Here is a 19,636-nt window from a genome sequence, read left to right on the forward strand (position 1 = left end):
CGCTTTCTTTTTAAGAAGGAGGCAAAAAAGTGAATCACTTTGTAAAAATTCGTCGTGACTTACATCGAATTCCAGAACTTGGTTTTCAGGAGTTTAAGACTCAAGCCTATTTATTAGCATATCTTGAATCATTGCCTCAAGAGCGCCTCTCAATTAAAAAATGGAAAACAGGATTGTTTGTTAAGGTATTTGGCAGTAATCCTAGTAAAACAATCGGATACCGAACAGACATAGATGGACTGCCTATTGAGGAAGCAACGGGATTAGAATTTGTTTCAACCCATCAACATCGTATGCATGCCTGTGGGCATGATTTACATATGAGTATTGCTCTTGGTGTTCTCACTCATTTTGTCGAAAATCCAATTAACAATCACCTCTTGTTTATTTTTCAGCCTGCAGAAGAAGGACCTGGGGGAGCGGAACCTATGTTAAACACAGATGTTATGGTTGAGTGGAAGCCAGATGAAATTTACGCACTTCATATTGCTCCTGAATACCCCGTCGGTACCATTGCTGTAAAAGAGGGTTTACTTTTTGCTAATACATCAGAACTATTTATTGACCTTAAGGGTAAAGGTGGCCATGCAGCCTATCCTCATCAAACAAACGATATGATTGTGGCAGCATGTACATTAGTTAATCAGCTGCAAACAGTTGTTTCTAGGAATGTAGACCCTCTAGATAGTGCAGTTGTGACAATCGGAAAAATTACAGGGGGGACAGTCCAAAATATAATAGCTGAAACTGCTAGGCTTGAAGGGACAATCAGGACCTTATCTCCCGATTCAATGGATAAAGTTAAAAAGCGGATAAATGCACTTGTTAGTGGAATTAAGGCAGGTTATGAATGTGAAGTCACAGTTGACTATGGTGCTATGTATCATCAAGTTTATAATAACGAGCAGTTAACAAGAGAATTTATGGAATATATCCAAAAAGAAACAGAGTTTAATCTCATAGAGTGTAGAGAAGCAATGACTGGAGAAGACTTTGGTTATATGTTAAAAGAAGTACCAGGTTTCATGTTTTGGCTGGGGGTTGACTCAGAGTTTGGTCTCCACCATGCAAAGTTAAATCCAAATGAAGATTCAATTGGTGTTGCAATAAAAGCTGTAACAAGCTATTTTACCTATAGAGGAAATTAGAGGCGATAAGTCATTTTATTTTGTTCCTCCATCTTATAATGATAAACTTAAATAGCGAAGGATGTTAGAATTCGTCGTTTATTCTGGAAGAAAAAAGGGTAAACTTGATTATTGTGAAAAGGATAGCAAAGAAGATGCTATACATATCTTAAATGACTATTTGGAGGGATTAGAATGCCAGAACGTATGGTAGGTAAACAAGCTCCACGCTTTGAAATGGACGCAGTTATGCCAAACAAAGAATTTAAAAAAGTTAGTCTTGAAGAAATTATGAAAAATGATAAGTGGACAGTATTGTTCTTCTATCCAATGGATTTTACATTTGTTTGTCCAACAGAAATTACAGCATTGTCTGATCGTTATGATGAATTTGAGGACCTTGATGCAGAAGTAATTGGTGTATCAACAGATACTATTCACACACACCTTGCTTGGATTAAAACAGATCGCAAGGACAACGGTCTTGGCGATTTACATTATCCGCTGGCTGCAGATACAAATCACGTGGTATCTCGCGATTACGGAGTTTTAATCGAAGAAGAAGGTATTGCCCTTCGCGGCTTGTTCATCATCAGCCCTGAGGGTGAGTTAATGTACTCTGTCGTTAATCATAACAATATTGGCCGTGATGTTGATGAAACATTGCGTGTGCTACAAGCATTACAAACAGGCGGACTTTGCCCGGCCAACTGGAAGCCAGGACAAGCTACACTTTAATAATAATTAAAAAAGCTAGACCTAACCGGTAAGTGTTAGGTCTTTTTAATAGGAGGAACTGAAATGAAGTTACGTGAGCTGATGCCGGAATTAACGGGTGCTGTTGAATGGTTGAATGGTGAAGTAACTAGAGAAGATTTAGTTGGAGAGAAACCAACACTTATTCATTTCTGGTCAGTAAGCTGTTACTTATGTAAGGAAGCAATGCCGCAGGTGAATCAATTCCGCGATGATTACCAAGATAAACTTAATGTGATTGCCGTTCATATGCCAAGATCAGAAGAGGATCTGAAGCTTGATTCGATTAAAGAGGTTGCAGCAGAACATGGAATTACCCAGCCTATTTTTGTGGATAGTGAGCATAAGTTAGCTGATGTCTTTGAAAACCAATACGTACCTGCCTATTACGTGTTCGACCGTGAAGGTAAGCTTCGTCACTTCCAAGCAGGCGGAAGCGGCATGAAAATGCTCGAAAAAAGAGTAAACCGCGTCCTAGACGAACTAGAAAAAACGGAATAAGCAATTATATCTAAAACTGTTCGTTTTTATAACGAGCAGTTTTTTATTTGGAAATTTTTAATAAAAGGGTAGAAAAATATTTCGAAACCCGATATATTAATTATTATGTGTTAATTCAAAAAATTTATAATAGTAAGGAAAGGGGAAAAATATGGATACATTTAAAAAATTGAAACCTTACTACTGGCCTTTTAGGAAATACTTTGTATACTCAATCATCTTTTTATTATTTCTAACGGTAATTACGGTAGTATATCCGATTATATTACAGCTCACGATTGACGAAGTAGTATTAAAAGGTAACTATCATTGGATTCCATACTTAGCTTTAGGATTCATTTTCATTATGATTTTGAAAGGGGCTGCTACATATATTCATCAATACACAGGCGACTTATTTGGGATAACTTCTGTGTATAAGCTGCGAAACACATTATATGAGAAACTACAATTCCTGTCTTTTAAATACTATGATAATGCAAAAACAGGAGATTTAATGTCTCGTTTAACTGCAGATGTTGAGGGGTTTCGGTTTTTTTTATCCTTTGGCTTTGCGGAGTTAATTCGTTTCCTGCTGCTAATTGTTATTAGCTGCGGAGTTATGTTTTATTATTCCATTCCCTTAACCATCGTTACACTTATTACGCTTCCCTTTTTAGCCGTAGTGGTATACAAATTCGATCGAGCTGTTCACCCTGCCTTTCGAGAGATCCGTGAATCATTTGGGAAATTGAACACAAAAGTACAAGAAAGTATAAGTGGTATTAATACGGTTAAGTCACTTTCAAGAGAAGACTTTGAAATTCAGAAATTCAACCATTCAAATTCTGACTATAAGGATAAATACTTGTCTACGTCATCAATATGGGCAAAGTACTTTCCGCTAATGGAGCTAATAGGGAATATTAGTGTTGTTCTGCTGTTGGGCTATGGTGGTTATCTTGTAATGAATGAGTCGCTTCAACCCGGAGAGTTAGTAGCATTCTACAGTCTTTTGTGGTATATCATATGGCCGATTGTAAACCTTGGCTTTGTCATCAATTTATTCTCACAATCTAAGGCCTCTGGAGAGAGACTGCTTGAGGTTTTAGAAGCAGAAGGAGATATCAATCAGAAGGTTAATTTAATCAATAATGAGCGTTTGGACGGGGAAGTAGAATTTAAACATGTGACACTTCGTTATAAAAACGAACCAAAGGATGCACTATATGATGTTAGCTTTCGTGCCGAAAAAGGAAAAGTCATTGGATTGATTGGTGCAACTGGGTCAGGGAAAACGAGCATTACTCAGCTGATAACTAGATTTTATGAACCTAGCAGTGGCGAGATTCTCATGGATGGGAAATCTATTAACCAATATGCTCTTCACACCTTAAGAGGAAATGTTGGTTTCGTTCTGCAGGAATCATTCTTGTTTTCAACTACGATCAAAGAGAATATCTCGTATGGCCGGCCCGATGCATCATTAGAACGAATTATTGATGCCGCGAAACGGGCCCAGGCTCACGATTTTATAATGGAACTACCTGAGGGCTATGACACCGTTCTAGGAGAAAGAGGGATGGGGTTATCAGGAGGACAAAAACAAAGGATTGCGATAGCTCGAGCTATTTGTGTTGATCCGAGCATTCTAATATTAGATGATGCCACAAGTGCTGTTGATATGGAGACTGAAATGAATATCCAAAAGGCCTTGAATGAAGTAATGAAGGGCCGAACGACATTTATTATTGCCCATCGTATTTCCTCTTTAAAGCATGCTGATGAAATTATTGTTCTGGAAGATGGCACAATAACAGAAAGAGGAAAGCATGAAGAATTAATAGTGAAAAATGGTCCTTATCAACGCATTTTCGAGATTCAATTTAAAGATCAAAAAGCAGTTCTTGCTTCCAAAATAAGTTAAGGGGGGAACACGGTGTGAACCGAAAAAAAGCAACTAGTAATATCTTAAAAAGATTTCACTATTCAACAGACCAAGTCATTGATAAGCCCTTTAACTGGGAACAAATGGTGAGACTTTTTAGCTATCTAAAACCCTACAAAGGAAAGCTGCTGCCACTTTCTATCCTGATGGTCATAGTAACTACTGCAGTGCGGTTAATTATCCCAATATTAATAGGTGTTTATACATTGGATAAAGCGATTGTTAATAAAGATACGGAATTGCTTATTCTTTTGGTCCTGGTTATTGCGGTCCTTTATGGTATCTCATACGGGGCGAATATATTAAGAATCAGGTGGATGAATGCCTTAGGTCAAGGGGTGATATACGATATTAGAAAGCATCTGTTTACACATGTCCAGAATCTTTCACATCGTTTTTTTGACCAGCGCTCAGGGGGCTCTATTTTAGTCCGTATCATGAATGATATTAATTCACTTCAAGAGTTATTTACTAATGGTGTTGTTAATTCATTAATGGATACTTTGCTGCTGATTGGTATTTTTACGGTATTATTCTCTCTGAGTCCATCATTAACCTTAGCAGTTATGATTATTTTGCCAATTATGTTTTTTATTTCAACAAGCTTACGTAAAAAAATTCGCCGTTCTTGGCAAACGGTACGATCAAAGCAATCGAAGCTTAACTCACATTTAAATGAAAGTATTCAAGGAATACGCGTTACCCAGTCATTTACACAGGAAAAAGAAAATATTGAATTCTTTGAAGGTGTAAACCATGAGAATTTTGAAAGTTGGAGAGAAGCCTCACAAAAAAACGCTATGTTTCGACCATTAGTAGAAATAACAAATGCTCTCGGAACCGCCGTCTTAATCTGGTTTGGTGCTCATTTAATTCAGCAGGAATCAATCACTATTGGAGTGTTTGTATCCTTCGCATTTTATTTAGGAATGTTTTGGGAGCCGATATCCCGTTTAGGTCAAGTTTATAATCAGCTGTTGATGGGAATGGCCTCTTCTGAGCGAATCTTTGAATTTCTAGACGAGAAACCTATTGTTTCAGAGAGTAACCGTGCAAAAGAACTTCCTGAAATCGAAGGGAGAATCCAGTTTGAAAATGTTGTATTTTCCTATGATACAAACAGAACGGCCTTAAAAGAGATTAGTTTGGAAATTAAGGCGGGCCAAACGGCAGCCTTGGTTGGGCATACAGGTTCTGGGAAGACAACGATTGCGAACCTGATCAGCCGCTTTTATGACCCAACTTCTGGGCGTGTGCTAATTGATAACCATGATATTCGTGATCTTTCATTAAAATCTTTAAGACAGCAAATTAGTGTGGTATTACAGGATACCTTTATTTTTTCAGGGACGATTATTGAGAATATTCGTTTTGGAAGACCGGATGCAACGGATGATGAGGTTATGGTAGCAGCGAAGGCAGTTGGAGCACATCAGTTTATTAATCAAATGGAAAATGGGTATTTTACAGAAGTAGAAGAGAGAGGAAATATTCTTTCAGTAGGTGAAAGGCAATTGCTATCTTTTGCTAGGGCATTACTAGCTAACCCACGTATCTTAATATTAGATGAAGCTACAGCTAGTATAGACACAGAAACGGAAGTGCAAATTCAGACAGCACTTAAGACCTTATTAAACGGGCGTACGGCTATTATTATTGCTCATCGTCTTTCAACGATTCGTGATGCCGAGCAAATCATCGTGTTAGACCATGGAGAGATCATTGAACGAGGAAATCATTCAGAATTAATGGAAGAAAAAGGCGAATATTATCAATTAGTCAAAGCCCAATTCAATATGCTAAGGACAGGATAAAACAGCCCAAGGCTGTTTTTTCTTTTTTTGTAACCAACAGCTTTTTTTATCGTCATATAGATAAAAGAGAAAAAGGGGTGTCGGATTTGAAAAATAGAATAAGGTGGTATCTATCTGTCCTATTGATCTCCATTGTGCTTTTTCTTGCAGCATGCAGTTCCAATAATGGAAATGATAGCGCAAAAATGAGTGAAATGAATGCTGATAAAGGTGAAGCAATGGATTCTGCACAGTTTGGCTCTCAAGAAAAGTCTGTTGTTGAAGCTGAAACTAGAAATGTAGCGACAACCGGAAATGAAGAGAGTTTAGCAGTTCCAAATCAAATGGTTATTTATCAGGCAGATCTGCACCTAAGGGTGAAAAAATTTGAACAAACTTTACAAAGCCTAGAAGAACAAGTAACTAAATATGATGGTTATATTGCCCAATCAAATGTTGCAAAAAATGGAGAAGAGCAGGTTAGCGGCAGTATTATTATTCGGATTCCGCAAAAACATTTTCAAGCTTTTCTTCATGATGCAGAGGGTTACGCTGCTGAAGTTTTGCAACGTAATATTACGGGAACAGATGTTACGGAAGAATATGTGGACCTAGAAGCTAGATTAAAGTCTAAACGGATAGTCGAAGAGCGGTTAATCTCCTTTATGGAATCTGCTACTAAGACAGAAGATTTGTTGAAAATCTCGGCTGATCTTGCTGCGGTACAAGAAGAAATAGAGCGAGTTCAAGGTAGAATGAAGTTTCTAGAAAATCAAACTTCCTTTTCAACCATTACTATCTCCCTTTACGAGAATAAAGTAATCATTCCTAAAATAGAGGATGATAATTTAAATACATGGGAGAAAACAAAAAAGCAATTTATGGAGAGTACAAACTTTCTATTGGCTGCTTTATCAGGTTTCGTTGTTTTTATTATTGGTAACTTGCCTATTTTGATTATACTTACAATTATTGGTTATTTGACTTACCGATTTCTAAGAAAGCTTACGAAGAGAAATAGTCAGGAATAATTAGTCTATATAAAAATGATTGTGATATGCTAATATAATAAGGGTTAACTGATATTTTCTGGGGGAGTTTTTATGAAGAAAAGTTTTGCAGTAATTGGCCTTGGTCGATTTGGAGGCAGTATATGCCGGACACTCTCTGAAGAAGGGTATGAAGTATTAGCGATTGATAAAAATGAAGAGAGAGTAAACAATTTCGCCATGATCGCGTCGCACGCTGCAGTTGGTGATACGACGGATGAGGCAGTACTAAAGAGCCTTGGAATCCGTAATTTCGATCATGTTATTGTTGCTATTGGTGATGATATTCAATCAAGTATCTTAACGACTCTCATGTTAAAAGAGCTGGGTGTCCCTCATATTACAGTAAAGGCTCAAAATGATTACCATGAAAAGGTCCTTGTTAAGATTGGTGCTGATAAAGTGGTCCATCCTGAAAGGGATATGGGAAGAAGAATCGCTCATAATATGGCCTCTAGCAGTGTATTAGATTATCTGGAATTATCGGATGAGCATAGTATTGTTGAAATTGTGGCAAATACCAAAGTTAGTGGCCATACCATCATTGACTTAGATATTCGTAAGAAATACGGCTTGAACATTGTTGCCATAAAAAGAGGCTTAGATATTATTGTTTCACCGAAGGCAAATGAGGAAATCCGTGTCAATGATGTACTCATTGTGATCGGTACCGATGATGATATTGATCGCTTCGAAAGAAAAGTAATGAGTTAAATAGAAAAGCGGAAGCGCCTATGCCAGGAGCGACAGGCATAAGATGGGCCGGGAGGAAGGTTGCCCTCAACCTTCATGCCGGAATGGCTTATGACCCGAGCTCCTAGGTGCTGAAGCTAGGCAAATAGAAAAGCGGAAGCGCCTAGGCGCTCCGCTTTTTTATACTTCCATAATAATCGGCAGAATCATTGGTCTGCGTTTTGTTTTTTCATAAAGGAAAGGAGCTAATGTGTCTGTAATTTCATTTTTGATCTCTGACCATTGGCTAGTTTTTCGTTCCATTACTTTGTTTAAATGTTTTGTGATTAGGTTTTGCGCATCATTGATTAAATCCCCAGATTCTCTCATATAAACAAAGCCTCTCGAAATTAGGTCAGGGCCAGATGCAATTTTAAATTCCTTCATATTAATACTAACGACTACCACAACTAATCCTTCTTCAGAAAGAATTCTTCGATCACGAAGCACGATATTTCCGATGTCGCCAACACCGCTTCCATCAATATAGACAGACCCGGATGGAATCTTACCTGCAACCTGTGCACTGTTTTCTGAGAGTGCTAATACCTCACCATTATCCATTAAAAAACAGTTTGCTTCCTCAACTCCGCAATCGACAGCAAGCTTTGCGTGCATTTTCTGCATACGGTACTCACCATGGATTGGCATAAAAAACTTGGGTTTAATCAAGCGAAGCATTAGCTTTTGCTCTTCTTGACCTCCATGTCCAGAAGTATGGATGTCACTTAGTTTTCCATGAATGACTTCTGCTCCTGCCCTAAATAACATATTAATCGTACGGCTTACACTGATTGTATTTCCAGGGATCGGGGAAGATGAAAATACAACCGTATCACCAGGAATAATATGAATTTGTCTATGAGTTCCATTAGCAATTCTTGACAAGGCTGCCATAGGTTCCCCTTGGCTTCCGGTACAAAGAATCGTTACCTTATCTGCCGGTAAACGATTTATCTGATTTGCCTCGATAAATGTCTCTTTTGGAGCGCTGATATAGCCTAATTCTTGACCAATGTTAATCGCTGCTTCCATGCTGCGTCCAAATACAGCAACTTTTCTTCCATTTGCTACAGCAGCTTCTACAACTTGTTGAAGTCTATGAATATTAGAAGCGAAGGTCGCAAAAATGATCCGCCCATCAACTTTTCTAAATATATCGTCAATACTTTCGCCAACTCTACGTTCTGACATAGTAAAATCAGGTATTTCGCTGTTAGTACTATCAGATAGCAGACATAACACACCTTCTTTACCGATTTCAGCCATTTTTGTTAAGTTGGCAGGTTCTCCAACAGGTGTGAAATCGAATTTAAAATCACCTGTGTGGACAATTTGTCCAGGCGGAGTTTTTACCACAATTCCATATGAATCAGGAATACTGTGAGTTGTTCGGAAGAAAGTTACCGAAGTCTTGCGGAACTTAATAATATCATCTTCTTTAAACTCAATCAGTTTTGCTGTTCTTAATAATCCGTGCTCTTCTAGTTTATTTTTTATTAAACCTAACGCAAGTTTACCGCCATAAATTGGTATGTTTATTTCACGTAATAAGTAAGGGATTCCACCGATATGATCTTCATGTCCGTGTGTAACAAATAATCCCTTTATTTTCTCTTGGTTTTTTACTAAGTACGTATAATCAGGAATAACATAATCAATACCTAAAAGTTCATCTTCTGGGAACTTTATGCCAGCATCAATTAAAATAATCTCATCCTGAAACTGAACTGCATAAGTGTTTTTGCCGATTTCACCTAGACCGCCTAGGGCAAAAACCGCAGTTTGGTCATTTTTTACAAATTTCATAAATTATCCAATCTCCAATACTTTAAAGTCTTTATTTTGCTTTTCATATTCTAAATAGGCACCAGTTACTTCTTGCACGAATTCAATGTTAAAGTTCCGGTCAGCTATTTTTTTTCGAACTTCCCCTACTGAACTTCCCTCTAAGTATAAGGATTTAGTGTTCTCCCTAATAGGGACTTGGTTGATTGTCTCTTGATAATATACTTTAAATACCATAACAATATCGCTCCTTAATAATCATAACTTTTCTATTATATAAGATAATTACATCTTTTTCATTTAATTTCTATTTTCACCATATGAGGAAACTATTTGTTTGAAAAAATATGTAAGAGATCACTAATATTAAATTTACAATAATGAAGGAGCCCTTCGCAAGTTTTGAAGGGCTCAAAAGTTTGATTTAAGCAATGGATTTTTTTCGTAGTAAATCTTTCCACTGTTTTAAGAGCTTCTTTCTTAGCTTCTTTAACATAGTGGATCATCTCCTTACTTCTTATTTTATACGATCCTTGTCCAATGTAAAGCAAGCCATGAAGTTTTTTTAAAAATAAGGGATTTTTTACTATTATTATATGAGATATTTGCTAAATTTCTCATGGATAATCTTGGAATTAATGTGACAGATAAGAAAATTGACAATAATTATTGAAAGGTTTAGTGTTTAACGATGAGTTAACGGAAAAAGGAGTGAACTTGAAATTGAAGAAAATCGTTTTTTTTGATATAGATGGAACACTATTAGATCACGATAAAAATCTCCCAGCAAGCACGAAAAAAGCAATTCATTTATTAAAAGAAAAGGGAGTGTTCGTTGCCATTGCCACTGGACGAGCTCCCTTTATGTTTACAAGTTTAATTAAGGAATTGGATATTGATTCATTTGTAAGCTTCAATGGGCAATTTGTTGTGTTTGAAAATGAGGTAATCTATAAAAAGCCGCTAGACCAACAAAATTTAGAAACTCTGTCAGAAGATGCAAAAGAAAACAACCATCCTTTAGTATATTTGACAGACAAAACGATGAAAGCAACTATTGCGAATCATCCGTTTGTTGAAACGAGTATCAGCAGCCTGCTCCTGCCGCCTCCGCTCCAAGATGAATCATTCTTGTTTGAACGAGATATCTACCAGACATTGCTTTTCTGTGAGGAACGGGATGAAAAGTATTACCTAGATAAATTTGACCATTTTGACTTTATCAGGTGGCATCAGTATTCTACTGATATTCTACCTAAGGGTGGTTCAAAGGCTGAAGGAATTAAAAAGATGATTTCCCGTTTGGGCTTTGAGCTTAAAGATGTGTTTGCATTTGGAGATGGATTAAATGATTTAGAGATGCTCCAGGCGGTCGGGACAGGTGTCGCAATGGGGAATGGTGTTAAAGAAGCTAAAGAGATTGCCGATTTGATTACAAGTGATGTCTCTGAAGATGGAATATGGAATGGATTGAAGAAATTAGAATTAATCTAAAAAGAACCGGCTTATAGGCCGGTTCTTTTATCGTTCAATCTCAATAGCACCCTCAATTGGTTTAAAAGGGTCCTGTTTATCGATGTAATCGTAAAACATTACCCCGTTCAAATGGTCAATTTCATGCTGGAAGCAGATGGCAGGTAAACCTCTTAGACGAAGCTTTATTTCCTTACCTTCTATAGTAGTGCCTTTAACTGTAACCCGGGCAAAACGAGGGACATACCCGGGAATATTCTCATCTACGGAGAGGCATCCTTCTCCAGATTGCAAATAAGCTTTTTCGACCGAATGACTAATAATTTTGGGGTTAAACAGAGCATAACTATAAAGGTTATCCTTATTATCATGGAGATGAACAGCAATCATCCGTTTTGAAACATTTATTTGTGGTGCTGCTAAGCCAATACCTGGTCGTAACCCATATTCCGCTGCAATTTCAGGGTTTTGGCTATTTATTACATATTCTAAAAGGCTGTTAAGAATTTTTTCATCTTCTTCTGATGGCGGCATGGAGACTTCTGTTGCTACTTTTCTCAGTGTCGGGTGGCCATCGCGAATGATATCATCCATCATTAACATGAATTTAATTCACTCCTGTTTTTCATCTTAAGACATTGCTATTCAATAGTCTAACAGACTAAACCAAAAAAGTTAATGTAATAAAAGAAATTAATTAATATGAATATTACATGAACAAACATGCATGCAATAGAAGATATTGTCAAAAACCTAAACTATCGATATAGTAGAGGTGTTAAAGTAAGGGAGCTGATCGGTTTTGAAATTTGGCTATTCTGGCATCATATTATTTTTAGTTGTCTGCATATTAGTTTTATCAGGATGTGTAAATCAGCAAGGTGCTGTTGAAGAAATGTATGAGGTCCTAGAAAATGTTGTGGATTTGGAAAAAGCATTCGAAGAACAGCAAGAACCACTTGTTTCGCTAGAAAAGCAAGAGAAGGAAATATATAATCAGATAATGGCAATAGGTATGAAAAACCATGCAGAAATCACTAAGCTTTCGGATGAAGCCCTGCCTTTAGTTGAAGAGCGGCGCAAACATCTTCAAACAGAAGTAGATAGTTTACAAACCGCGGAAGAAGAATTCAAAAAAATAGCTACTATAAAAGAGGACATTAGAAATAATGAACAGAAGCAGTTTGCTGATGACTTATACGATTTAATGATGCAGCGCTACAAAGTACATTCAGAATTGGCTGATCAATATTTAGAGGCATTGGCTAAAGATCAGGAATTATATTTGATGTTCAAGGAAGAAGATATTTCTTATGAAAAGCTTGAAGCATTAATAGCGGATTTAAATCAGCTGTATGGGAAGATTTCTGATACAAATGAAAGATTTAATCAATATACAACAGAGTATAATGACAAAAAGATAGCCTTCTATAAAAAAGCTGGATTTAAAATAGAAGAAAATTGAAAAATCGGCACTTAAGCCTTTTTTTTGTATTTTAAAAATATACCGGTATAACAGTGAGCTAAAACTAGTGATACAGCAATCAAAGTTTACCATTAATTTATTATCATCTACGTGTTGTAAATTAATAAGACTTAGTAATTGACGAAGATAAATAGTTGTTGTAAACTCATTATGAAAATATTTATTGTACTATTATTTTTTTTTGAAATTATGGTACAGAAGTAGATAGCTAATGGCAATAGAATAAATGTTTTAGGTTTGTCCATATTTGGAAAGCTAATAAAAACAAGATATGCCAGAAATCTAAGGATTTATCATCCACTTGTTCTAATGACGTAAAACAAGTAAAAGTTAATGTACAACTTAACGGTCTTTTAATGTTTTTTGGGTATTCTAACAAGGTGGAATTACTTTATTACATTCTGTATTGATAAGAAAGGAAGATGTGACGAAAATGGCATCTAAAACTCAGAACGCTAAACTTGATGCGAAGAAAGTACTTGAGACAGTATCAGAACAGTTTCAAACTCTTCAGATATTAAATGAAGAAGGTGAAGTCATAAACGAAGCAGCAATGCCAGAGCTAAGTGATGAACAGCTGCAGGAATTAATGCGCCGTATGGTTTATACACGGATTTTAGACCAACGCTCTATTTCATTAAACCGCCAAGGTCGTTTAGGATTCTATGCTCCAACTGCAGGACAGGAAGCATCACAATTAGCTTCTCAGTTTGCATTAGAAAAAGAAGATTTCATTTTACCTGGCTATCGTGATGTTCCACAGTTAATTTGGCATGGTTTGCCGCTTTATCAAGCCTTCTTGTTCTCGCGCGGACACTTCAAGGGCAACCAAATTCCTGAGGGAGTAAATGTTCTTTCTCCGCAAATTATTATTGGTGCTCAAATTATTCAGGCAGCTGGTGTTGCTCTTGGCATGAAGAAGAGCGGGGCAAAATCTGTTGCAATCACTTATACGGGTGACGGTGGAGCGTCTCAAGGGGATTTTTATGAAGGAATGAACTTTGCAGGTGCATTTAAGGCTCCAGCTATCTTTATCGTCCAAAATAATCGCTTTGCAATCTCTACACCTGTAGAAAAACAATCTGCAGCAAAAACAATTGCTCAAAAGGCTGTTGCTGCGGGTATTCCAGGAATCCAAGTTGATGGAATGGATCCTTTAGCTGTATATGCTGCAACGCGTGATGCACGTGAACGAGCAATTAATGGTGAAGGTCCTACATTAATTGAAACCTTAACCTACCGTTATGGTCCTCATACAATGGCAGGGGATGACCCTACTCGCTATCGTACTGCTGACCTTGATAATGAGTGGGAAAAGAAGGATCCACTAGTTCGTTTCCGTAAATTCCTTGAAAAGAAGAAGTTATGGAGCGAGGAAAAAGAAAATGAAGTAATTGAAAAAGCTAAAGATGATATTAAAGAGGCTATCAAACAAGCAGATGCTGCACCTAAGCAGAAGGTGACTGATCTAATGTCGTTTATGTATGAGGAAATGCCACATAACTTAAAAGAACAATTTGAAATTTATAAAGCAAAGGAGTCGAAGTAAATCATGGCTCAAATGACAATGATTCAAGCAATTACGGATGCATTGCGTACTGAACTGAGAAATGATCCTAAAACCTTATTATTCGGAGAAGACGTTGGTGTTAACGGCGGTGTTTTCCGTGCTACAGAAGGTTTGTTAAAAGAATTTGGTGAAGAGCGTGTTTTCGATACTCCTCTAGCTGAATCTGGTATTGGCGGTCTAGCAATTGGACTTTCTTTAACTGGATATCGTCCAATCCCTGAAATTCAATTCTTTGGGTTTGTATTTGAAGTAATGGACAGCATTGCGGGGCAAATGTCAAGGATGCGTTACCGTTCAGGCGGCCGATATAATATGCCAATTACGGTAAGGTCTCCATTTGGAGGCGGGGTACATACACCTGAACTTCATTCTGACAGCCTAGAAGGGCTTATGGCACAAACTCCAGGATTAAAGGTAGTTGTTCCATCTACGCCGTATGATGCAAAAGGTTTGTTGATTTCAGCAATCCGTGATAATGACCCTGTTATTTTCTTAGAACATCTTAAGTTATATCGTGCTTTCCGCCAGGATGTACCTGAAGAAGAATACACAATTCCACTTGGAAAAGCAGATGTGAAACGTGAAGGAACTGATTTGTCCATTATTACTTATGGTGCAATGGTTCATGAATCATTAAAGGCTGCAGAGGAGCTTGCTAAAGAGGGACATTCAGTGGAAGTTATCGACCTTCGTACGATTGCACCACTAGATATTGAAACAATTATTGCTTCAGTTGAAAAAACTGGACGTGCTATTGTTGTTCAAGAGGCACAAAAACAAGCAGGTATTGCAGCTAACGTGGTTGCGGAAATTAATGATCGTGCAATTTTAAGCCTTGAAGCACCAGTATTACGTGTTGCTGCGGCCGATACCATTTACCCCTTCTCACAAGCAGAGACAGCGTGGCTGCCTAACTATAAAGATATTTTGGAAACAGCGAAAAAAGTATTAAGCTTCTAGAAATATTGAGAAACAGGCTCCCTGTTTCCAGCTATTTCTTAAGATTAGCCAGTATAATTGCAAATTAGGAGGATGAGTCACAGTGTCATTTCAATTTAAAATGCCTGACATCGGTGAAGGAATTCATGAAGGCGAGATTGTCAAATGGTTCATTAAGCCTGGCGATAAAATTCAGGAAGATGACGTTCTTTGCGAAATACAAAATGATAAAGCCGTGGTTGAAATTCCTTCCCCGGTAGAAGGAACGGTTCTCGAAGTATTGATTGGTGAAGGTACGGTTGCAACTGTAGGACAAGTATTGGTGACCTTTGATGCACCAGGTTACGAAAATCTACAATTTAAAGGTGACGACCACGGTGATGAAACACCACAGCCAGAGGTGTCAACACCAGCTCCTGAGACTAAACAAGAGTCTCCTGCTGCAGGTGTAGGTACACCACCACAAGCAAAGGTGGATCCGAACCGACGTATTATTGCTATGCCTAGTGTTCGTAAGTATGCACGGGATAAAGGAGTAGAAATCTCTTTAGTAGCTGGAACCGGTAAAAATGGCCGTATTATGAAGAGTGATATCGATACCTTCCTAGCGGGTGGTACAACAGCGGCACCAACAGAACAAACAACCGCACAAGCAGGAAATGAAGCTGCAGTAGAAGCTGCAAAAACTGAGATACCAAAGGCTGCTGCTATTCCTCAAGGAGAATACCCAGAAACTCGTGAAAAGATGAGTGGTATTCGCAAAGCCATTGCTAAAGCTATGGTAAATTCCAAGCACACAGCTCCACATGTAACTTTAATGGATGAAATAGATGTAACAAAACTTGTTGCACACCGTAAGAAGTTTAAGGAAGTTGCTGCTGCGAAGGGAATTAAACTTACGTTCTTACCTTATATTGTAAAAGCATTAACAAGTGCATTACGTGAATTCCCTGCGTTAAATACATCTCTTGATGATGCAACAAATGAAATTATTCATAAACATTACTATAATATTGGTATCGCTGCTGACACTGAGAAAGGTCTTTTAGTTCCAGTTGTTAAGGATGCTGACCGTAAATCTGTATTTACAATTTCAAATGAAATTAATGAATTAGCTGGTAAAGCACGTGATGGAAAATTAGCTCCAAATGAAATGAAGGGAGCTTCATGTACAATTTCAAATATTGGTTCTGCTGGCGGACAATGGTTTACTCCGGTAATCAATCATCCAGAAGTTGCGATTTTAGGTGTTGGTCGAATTGCAGAAAAACCAATCGTACGTGGCGGTGAGATTGTTGCTGCGCCTGTACTTGCATTATCATTAAGCTTTGACCATCGTATGATTGACGGTGCAACAGCTCAAAATGCAATGAACCACATTAAGCGATTATTGAACGATCCAGAACTATTGTTAATGGAGGCGTAAGAAATGGTAGTTGGAGATTTCCCAATTGAAACAGATACTATTATAGTTGGTGCCGGCCCTGGCGGTTACGTTGCAGCAATTCGGGCAGCGCAGCTTGGTCAAAAGGTTACAATCGTTGAAAGAGAAAATTTAGGCGGTGTCTGCTTAAATGTTGGTTGTATCCCTTCCAAAGCGCTAATTGCTGCTGGTCATCGATACGAAACTGCGAAGCATTCTGATGATATCGGTATAATGGCTGATAATGTAACAGTTGATTTTTCAAAGGTCCAAAAATGGAAGGAAAGTGTCACGAAAAAACTTACCGGTGGAGTAGAAGGTCTGCTAAAGGGTAATAAAGTGACAATAGCACGTGGTGAAGCCTATTTCGTAGATGCAAATACCTTAAGGGTAATTGGTGAAAATTCCGCACAAACATATACTTTTAAGAATGCGATTGTGGCAACGGGCTCTCGTCCAATTGAGCTTCCGGCATTTAAATATACGAATCGGGTGCTCGATTCAACAGGTGCTCTAGCATTAAAAGAGATACCGGAAAGAGTTGTTGTGATTGGCGGAGGTTACATTGGTACAGAGCTTGGCGGCGCATATGCAACCTTTGGAACAAAGGTAACCATTTTAGAAGGTGCTGATGAAATCCTTAATGGTTTCGAGAAGCAAATGTCAACACTTGTAAGTCGTAATCTTAAGAAAAAAGGCGCCGAAATTATTACAAAAGCTTTAGCAAAAGGTGTAGAAGAGACTGAAAATGCTGTAACAGTGACCTATGAAGTAAAAGGTGAAGTCAAAACTGTAGAAGCAGATTATGTATTCGTAATGGTTGGACGCCGACCGAACACAGATGAATTAGGTCTTGAACAAGCTGGTGTGGAAATGACCGATAGAGGTGTTATTACAATTGATAAACAATGCCGCACGAATGTTAGCAACATTTATGCCATTGGTGATATCGTTCCAGGACCACCTCTAGCACATAAAGCGTCATATGAAGGAAAGATTGCTGCAGAAGCTATTGCAGGACATCCATCTGAAATTGACTACCTTGGAATTCCGGCGGTTGTATTCTCAGATCCAGAACTTGCATCTGTAGGTTATACGGAAGCGCAGGCTAAAGAAGAAGGCATTGAACTGGTTACAGCTAAATTCCCATTCGCTGCTAATGGTCGTGCACTCGCACTGAATCAGACAGAGGGGTTTGTTAAGCTAGTAACACGTAAAGAAGATGGAGTATTGATTGGAGGCCAAATTGCTGGTCCTAGTGCGTCAGATATGATTGCTGAATTAGGTCTTGCAATTGAAGCAGGTATGACAGCAGAAGACTTAGCACTTACTATTCATGCCCATCCAACTCTTGGTGAAATTACAATGGAAGCCGCTGAAGTAGCATTAGGCAGCCCAATCCACATTATTAAGTAATGATATATGCAAATAGAGAGTCCTTTCGTTTACCGAAAGGGCTCTCTTATTTTTGAGGCAATATACATATATCTAACGACTATCATTCATATACTGAATTATAAAATAGAGACAAGTGTGAGTGGTGATGATATGAGAATATATTTGACAGTGATCCTCCAATTTATCATTTGGAGTGGTTTTACATTAATTGAATGGCTGTCTAATCATGATCAACTAATTTATAAAGTTATGATGTTTTTTATTTTTTTTTATATTGCATTTATCATTGCTAATAAGTTAGTGCAATCAATCGGTAAATCGTTCTTTATTACAACATCAAGTTTACTCATTTATACTTCTATTCATTATTCACTGCTGTTATTAATTTAAAAAACTCCCTATTTGGGAGTGGTTTTAAAATTATTTTCTTGGATAGAAATACATGATTCTCTCATTGAATAGGTGGAGCTCTGCTTTTAATTTCTTAGCTAAAAACTTKCAAAATTCATTAGCCTTGCCTTTATCTCCAAAAGTTGACTGTTCTGGAAGAGTAATCTGTATGTAAGACTGTTCTTTTTCTTCTCCGTTTTCATGCCGTATTAATTCTTTATCGAAACCAATTAATATGGCATAATATCGATCATCTTTAGAATGTAAATAAAACCAATTTCCTTTTCCTTCCTCTGTCTCTTTTATCTCATATGGAAATGCCGAGTCTTGATAATTCCACCCTAGTTGACTGCCGGTTTTTTCTGTGATGTTTTTATAGTAATAAAAAAATTCCTTTATTTCATCCGTTGTAATTGTTTGTACTGCAGCAGCAGGTACAAGCTTAATGTAGGCGTTTTCAGCCATAACCATTCCCCCTTAAGTCCCTTGTAAGTAATTCTATTCTAGCATTGAAAAAACGACTATGACAACACTAAGTGATAAATGTTGTTGTTAACTTAGGAATAATGAATTATAATAATATTCTAAATATTTAGCGAAAAGGAGGATCTGTATGGAACTGTTTGATAAGTTGTATGATGAGCATGAAAATGTAAAAGTAAGGTTTATTGGTTTTACTACTGAACATACTAGATATGACTTTGGAATTATTTACACCAATATGTTTTTTGGCAAACCTCTTGTAGTCTGTATGCAAACCGGCCGTTCAACTCTCCTCGATCCAAAAGATATTGAAGACATAGAATACCTTCAAAATATTTTCCGGATTCCTGATAAGCAGCAAGCAGCAGGCCTAGCAGAATTTTTCAGCGAGACACTTCCTCAAATACCATTTGTTACCCAATATGAATAATATATGTGGAAGAGGCCTGTTTAGGCCTTTTTTTATATGAAAAAAATTAATTGTGACATACAATTTAGGCTTGAAATATCCAATGTGTTATATTATTATAAATTTAAGGATATCTAAACGCTTTCAAATTGTTACTATTCATAATGAAAAGGGGATTGAACAGATGGGTACAATTGTATGTCAAGCATGTGATTCAACAATTGATCATTTCGAAGATGAAAAAGTAACGGTTCTTTATTCAAGATGTAATTGCTGCGATGGAAATCATTCAGAAGAAGAAGTATAAAACTAACTTACCTATAAAGTAAAAAGGATTCCATCAGTGGAATCCTTTATTTTTTAGCTAATAGGAAAGTATTAGAATAACCAAT

General features: G+C 37.4%; 20 protein-coding genes. 16 read left to right on the forward strand and 4 right to left on the reverse strand.

Annotated elements, in window-relative coordinates; genetic code table 11:
• The first annotated feature begins 29 nt into the window (after positions 1–29).
• From BTR25_RS00780 to BTR25_RS00810, 7 genes are all read left to right on the forward strand, one after another.
• Positions 30–1,148, forward strand: a complete 1,119-nt coding sequence (locus BTR25_RS00780; RefSeq protein ID WP_075685156.1) for an N-acetyldiaminopimelate deacetylase — start codon at positions 30–32, stop codon at positions 1,146–1,148.
• A gap of 174 nt (positions 1,149–1,322) precedes the next feature.
• Positions 1,323–1,865, forward strand: a complete 543-nt coding sequence (locus tag BTR25_RS00785) for a peroxiredoxin (RefSeq protein WP_075685158.1) — start codon at positions 1,323–1,325, stop codon at positions 1,863–1,865.
• 63 nt (positions 1,866–1,928) lie between these two features.
• Positions 1,929–2,384: a TlpA disulfide reductase family protein gene (locus BTR25_RS00790; protein ID WP_075685160.1), complete on the forward strand. Its 456-nt coding sequence runs from the start codon at positions 1,929–1,931 to the stop codon at positions 2,382–2,384.
• Positions 2,385–2,535: 151 nt separating this feature from the next.
• On the forward strand, positions 2,536–4,290 hold the full coding sequence (locus tag BTR25_RS00795) for an ABC transporter ATP-binding protein (RefSeq protein WP_075685162.1): 1,755 nt from the start codon (positions 2,536–2,538) through the stop codon (positions 4,288–4,290).
• Positions 4,291–4,304: 14 nt separating this feature from the next.
• Complete coding sequence (locus tag BTR25_RS00800; RefSeq protein ID WP_075685164.1) at positions 4,305–6,125, forward strand: ABC transporter ATP-binding protein; 1,821 nt, start codon at positions 4,305–4,307, stop codon at positions 6,123–6,125.
• 86 nt (positions 6,126–6,211) lie between these two features.
• Positions 6,212–7,135: a DUF4349 domain-containing protein gene (locus BTR25_RS00805; protein ID WP_075685166.1), complete on the forward strand. Its 924-nt coding sequence runs from the start codon at positions 6,212–6,214 to the stop codon at positions 7,133–7,135.
• A gap of 72 nt (positions 7,136–7,207) precedes the next feature.
• The gene (locus BTR25_RS00810) at positions 7,208–7,867 is read left to right on the forward strand and encodes a potassium channel family protein (RefSeq protein WP_075685168.1); all 660 of its coding nucleotides are present in this window, start codon (positions 7,208–7,210) and stop codon (positions 7,865–7,867) included.
• Between the two features lie 159 nt (positions 7,868–8,026).
• Here BTR25_RS00810 and rnjA read toward each other — a convergent pair whose 3' ends face one another.
• Complete coding sequence (gene rnjA / locus BTR25_RS00815; RefSeq protein ID WP_075685170.1) at positions 8,027–9,694, reverse strand: ribonuclease J1; 1,668 nt, start codon at positions 9,692–9,694, stop codon at positions 8,027–8,029.
• 3 nt (positions 9,695–9,697) lie between these two features.
• Positions 9,698–9,910 (reverse strand): DNA-dependent RNA polymerase subunit epsilon, encoded by a 213-nt coding sequence (locus BTR25_RS00820; RefSeq protein ID WP_075685172.1) that lies wholly within the window; start codon positions 9,908–9,910, stop codon positions 9,698–9,700.
• 486 nt (positions 9,911–10,396) lie between these two features.
• Between BTR25_RS00820 and BTR25_RS00825 the strand changes: the two genes are divergently transcribed.
• On the forward strand, positions 10,397–11,167 hold the full coding sequence (locus tag BTR25_RS00825) for a Cof-type HAD-IIB family hydrolase (RefSeq protein WP_075685174.1): 771 nt from the start codon (positions 10,397–10,399) through the stop codon (positions 11,165–11,167).
• Positions 11,168–11,194: 27 nt separating this feature from the next.
• Here the strand turns inward: BTR25_RS00825 and def are convergent, their stop codons facing one another.
• On the reverse strand, positions 11,195–11,749 hold the full coding sequence (def, locus tag BTR25_RS00830; RefSeq protein WP_075685176.1) for a peptide deformylase: 555 nt from the start codon (positions 11,747–11,749) through the stop codon (positions 11,195–11,197).
• 199 nt (positions 11,750–11,948) lie between these two features.
• Between def and BTR25_RS00835 the strand changes: the two genes are divergently transcribed.
• The 6 genes from BTR25_RS00835 (at position 11,949) to BTR25_RS00860 (ending at position 18,352) form a co-directional block, all read left to right on the forward strand.
• Positions 11,949–12,611 (forward strand): YkyA family protein, encoded by a 663-nt coding sequence (locus BTR25_RS00835; protein ID WP_075685178.1) that lies wholly within the window; start codon positions 11,949–11,951, stop codon positions 12,609–12,611.
• Positions 12,612–13,065: 454 nt separating this feature from the next.
• Positions 13,066–14,181 carry a pyruvate dehydrogenase (acetyl-transferring) E1 component subunit alpha gene (pdhA, locus tag BTR25_RS00840; protein WP_075685180.1) on the forward strand — a complete coding sequence of 372 codons (1,116 nt, stop codon included), beginning with the start codon at positions 13,066–13,068 and terminating at the stop codon, positions 14,179–14,181.
• Positions 14,182–14,184: 3 nt separating this feature from the next.
• Positions 14,185–15,162 carry an alpha-ketoacid dehydrogenase subunit beta gene (locus tag BTR25_RS00845; protein WP_075685182.1) on the forward strand — a complete coding sequence of 326 codons (978 nt, stop codon included), beginning with the start codon at positions 14,185–14,187 and terminating at the stop codon, positions 15,160–15,162.
• An 82-nt stretch (positions 15,163–15,244) separates the two neighbouring features.
• Entirely contained in the window at positions 15,245–16,567 is a 1,323-nt protein-coding gene (locus BTR25_RS00850) for a dihydrolipoamide acetyltransferase family protein (protein WP_075685184.1), read from the forward strand.
• Between the two features lie 3 nt (positions 16,568–16,570).
• Positions 16,571–17,980: a dihydrolipoyl dehydrogenase gene (gene lpdA, locus BTR25_RS00855; RefSeq protein ID WP_075685186.1), complete on the forward strand. Its 1,410-nt coding sequence runs from the start codon at positions 16,571–16,573 to the stop codon at positions 17,978–17,980.
• Positions 17,981–18,112: 132 nt separating this feature from the next.
• Positions 18,113–18,352: a hypothetical protein gene (locus BTR25_RS00860; RefSeq protein ID WP_075685188.1), complete on the forward strand. Its 240-nt coding sequence runs from the start codon at positions 18,113–18,115 to the stop codon at positions 18,350–18,352.
• A gap of 30 nt (positions 18,353–18,382) precedes the next feature.
• Here BTR25_RS00860 and BTR25_RS00865 read toward each other — a convergent pair whose 3' ends face one another.
• Positions 18,383–18,817, reverse strand: coding sequence for a DUF1885 family protein (locus tag BTR25_RS00865; protein ID WP_083652213.1), 435 nt, complete (start codon positions 18,815–18,817; stop codon positions 18,383–18,385).
• A 148-nt stretch (positions 18,818–18,965) separates the two neighbouring features.
• Between BTR25_RS00865 and BTR25_RS00870 the strand changes: the two genes are divergently transcribed.
• Positions 18,966–19,265, forward strand: a complete 300-nt coding sequence (locus BTR25_RS00870; protein WP_075685192.1) for a DUF3055 domain-containing protein — start codon at positions 18,966–18,968, stop codon at positions 19,263–19,265.
• 163 nt (positions 19,266–19,428) lie between these two features.
• The gene (locus BTR25_RS00875) at positions 19,429–19,551 is read left to right on the forward strand and encodes a GapA-binding peptide SR1P (RefSeq protein WP_075685194.1); all 123 of its coding nucleotides are present in this window, start codon (positions 19,429–19,431) and stop codon (positions 19,549–19,551) included.
• The last annotated feature ends 85 nt before the right edge of the window (positions 19,552–19,636 follow it).

The sequence above is a fragment of the Bacillus sp. MRMR6 genome (assembly GCF_001940785.1).
In the GTDB taxonomy this organism is placed as follows: domain Bacteria; phylum Bacillota; class Bacilli; order Bacillales; family Cytobacillaceae; genus Neobacillus.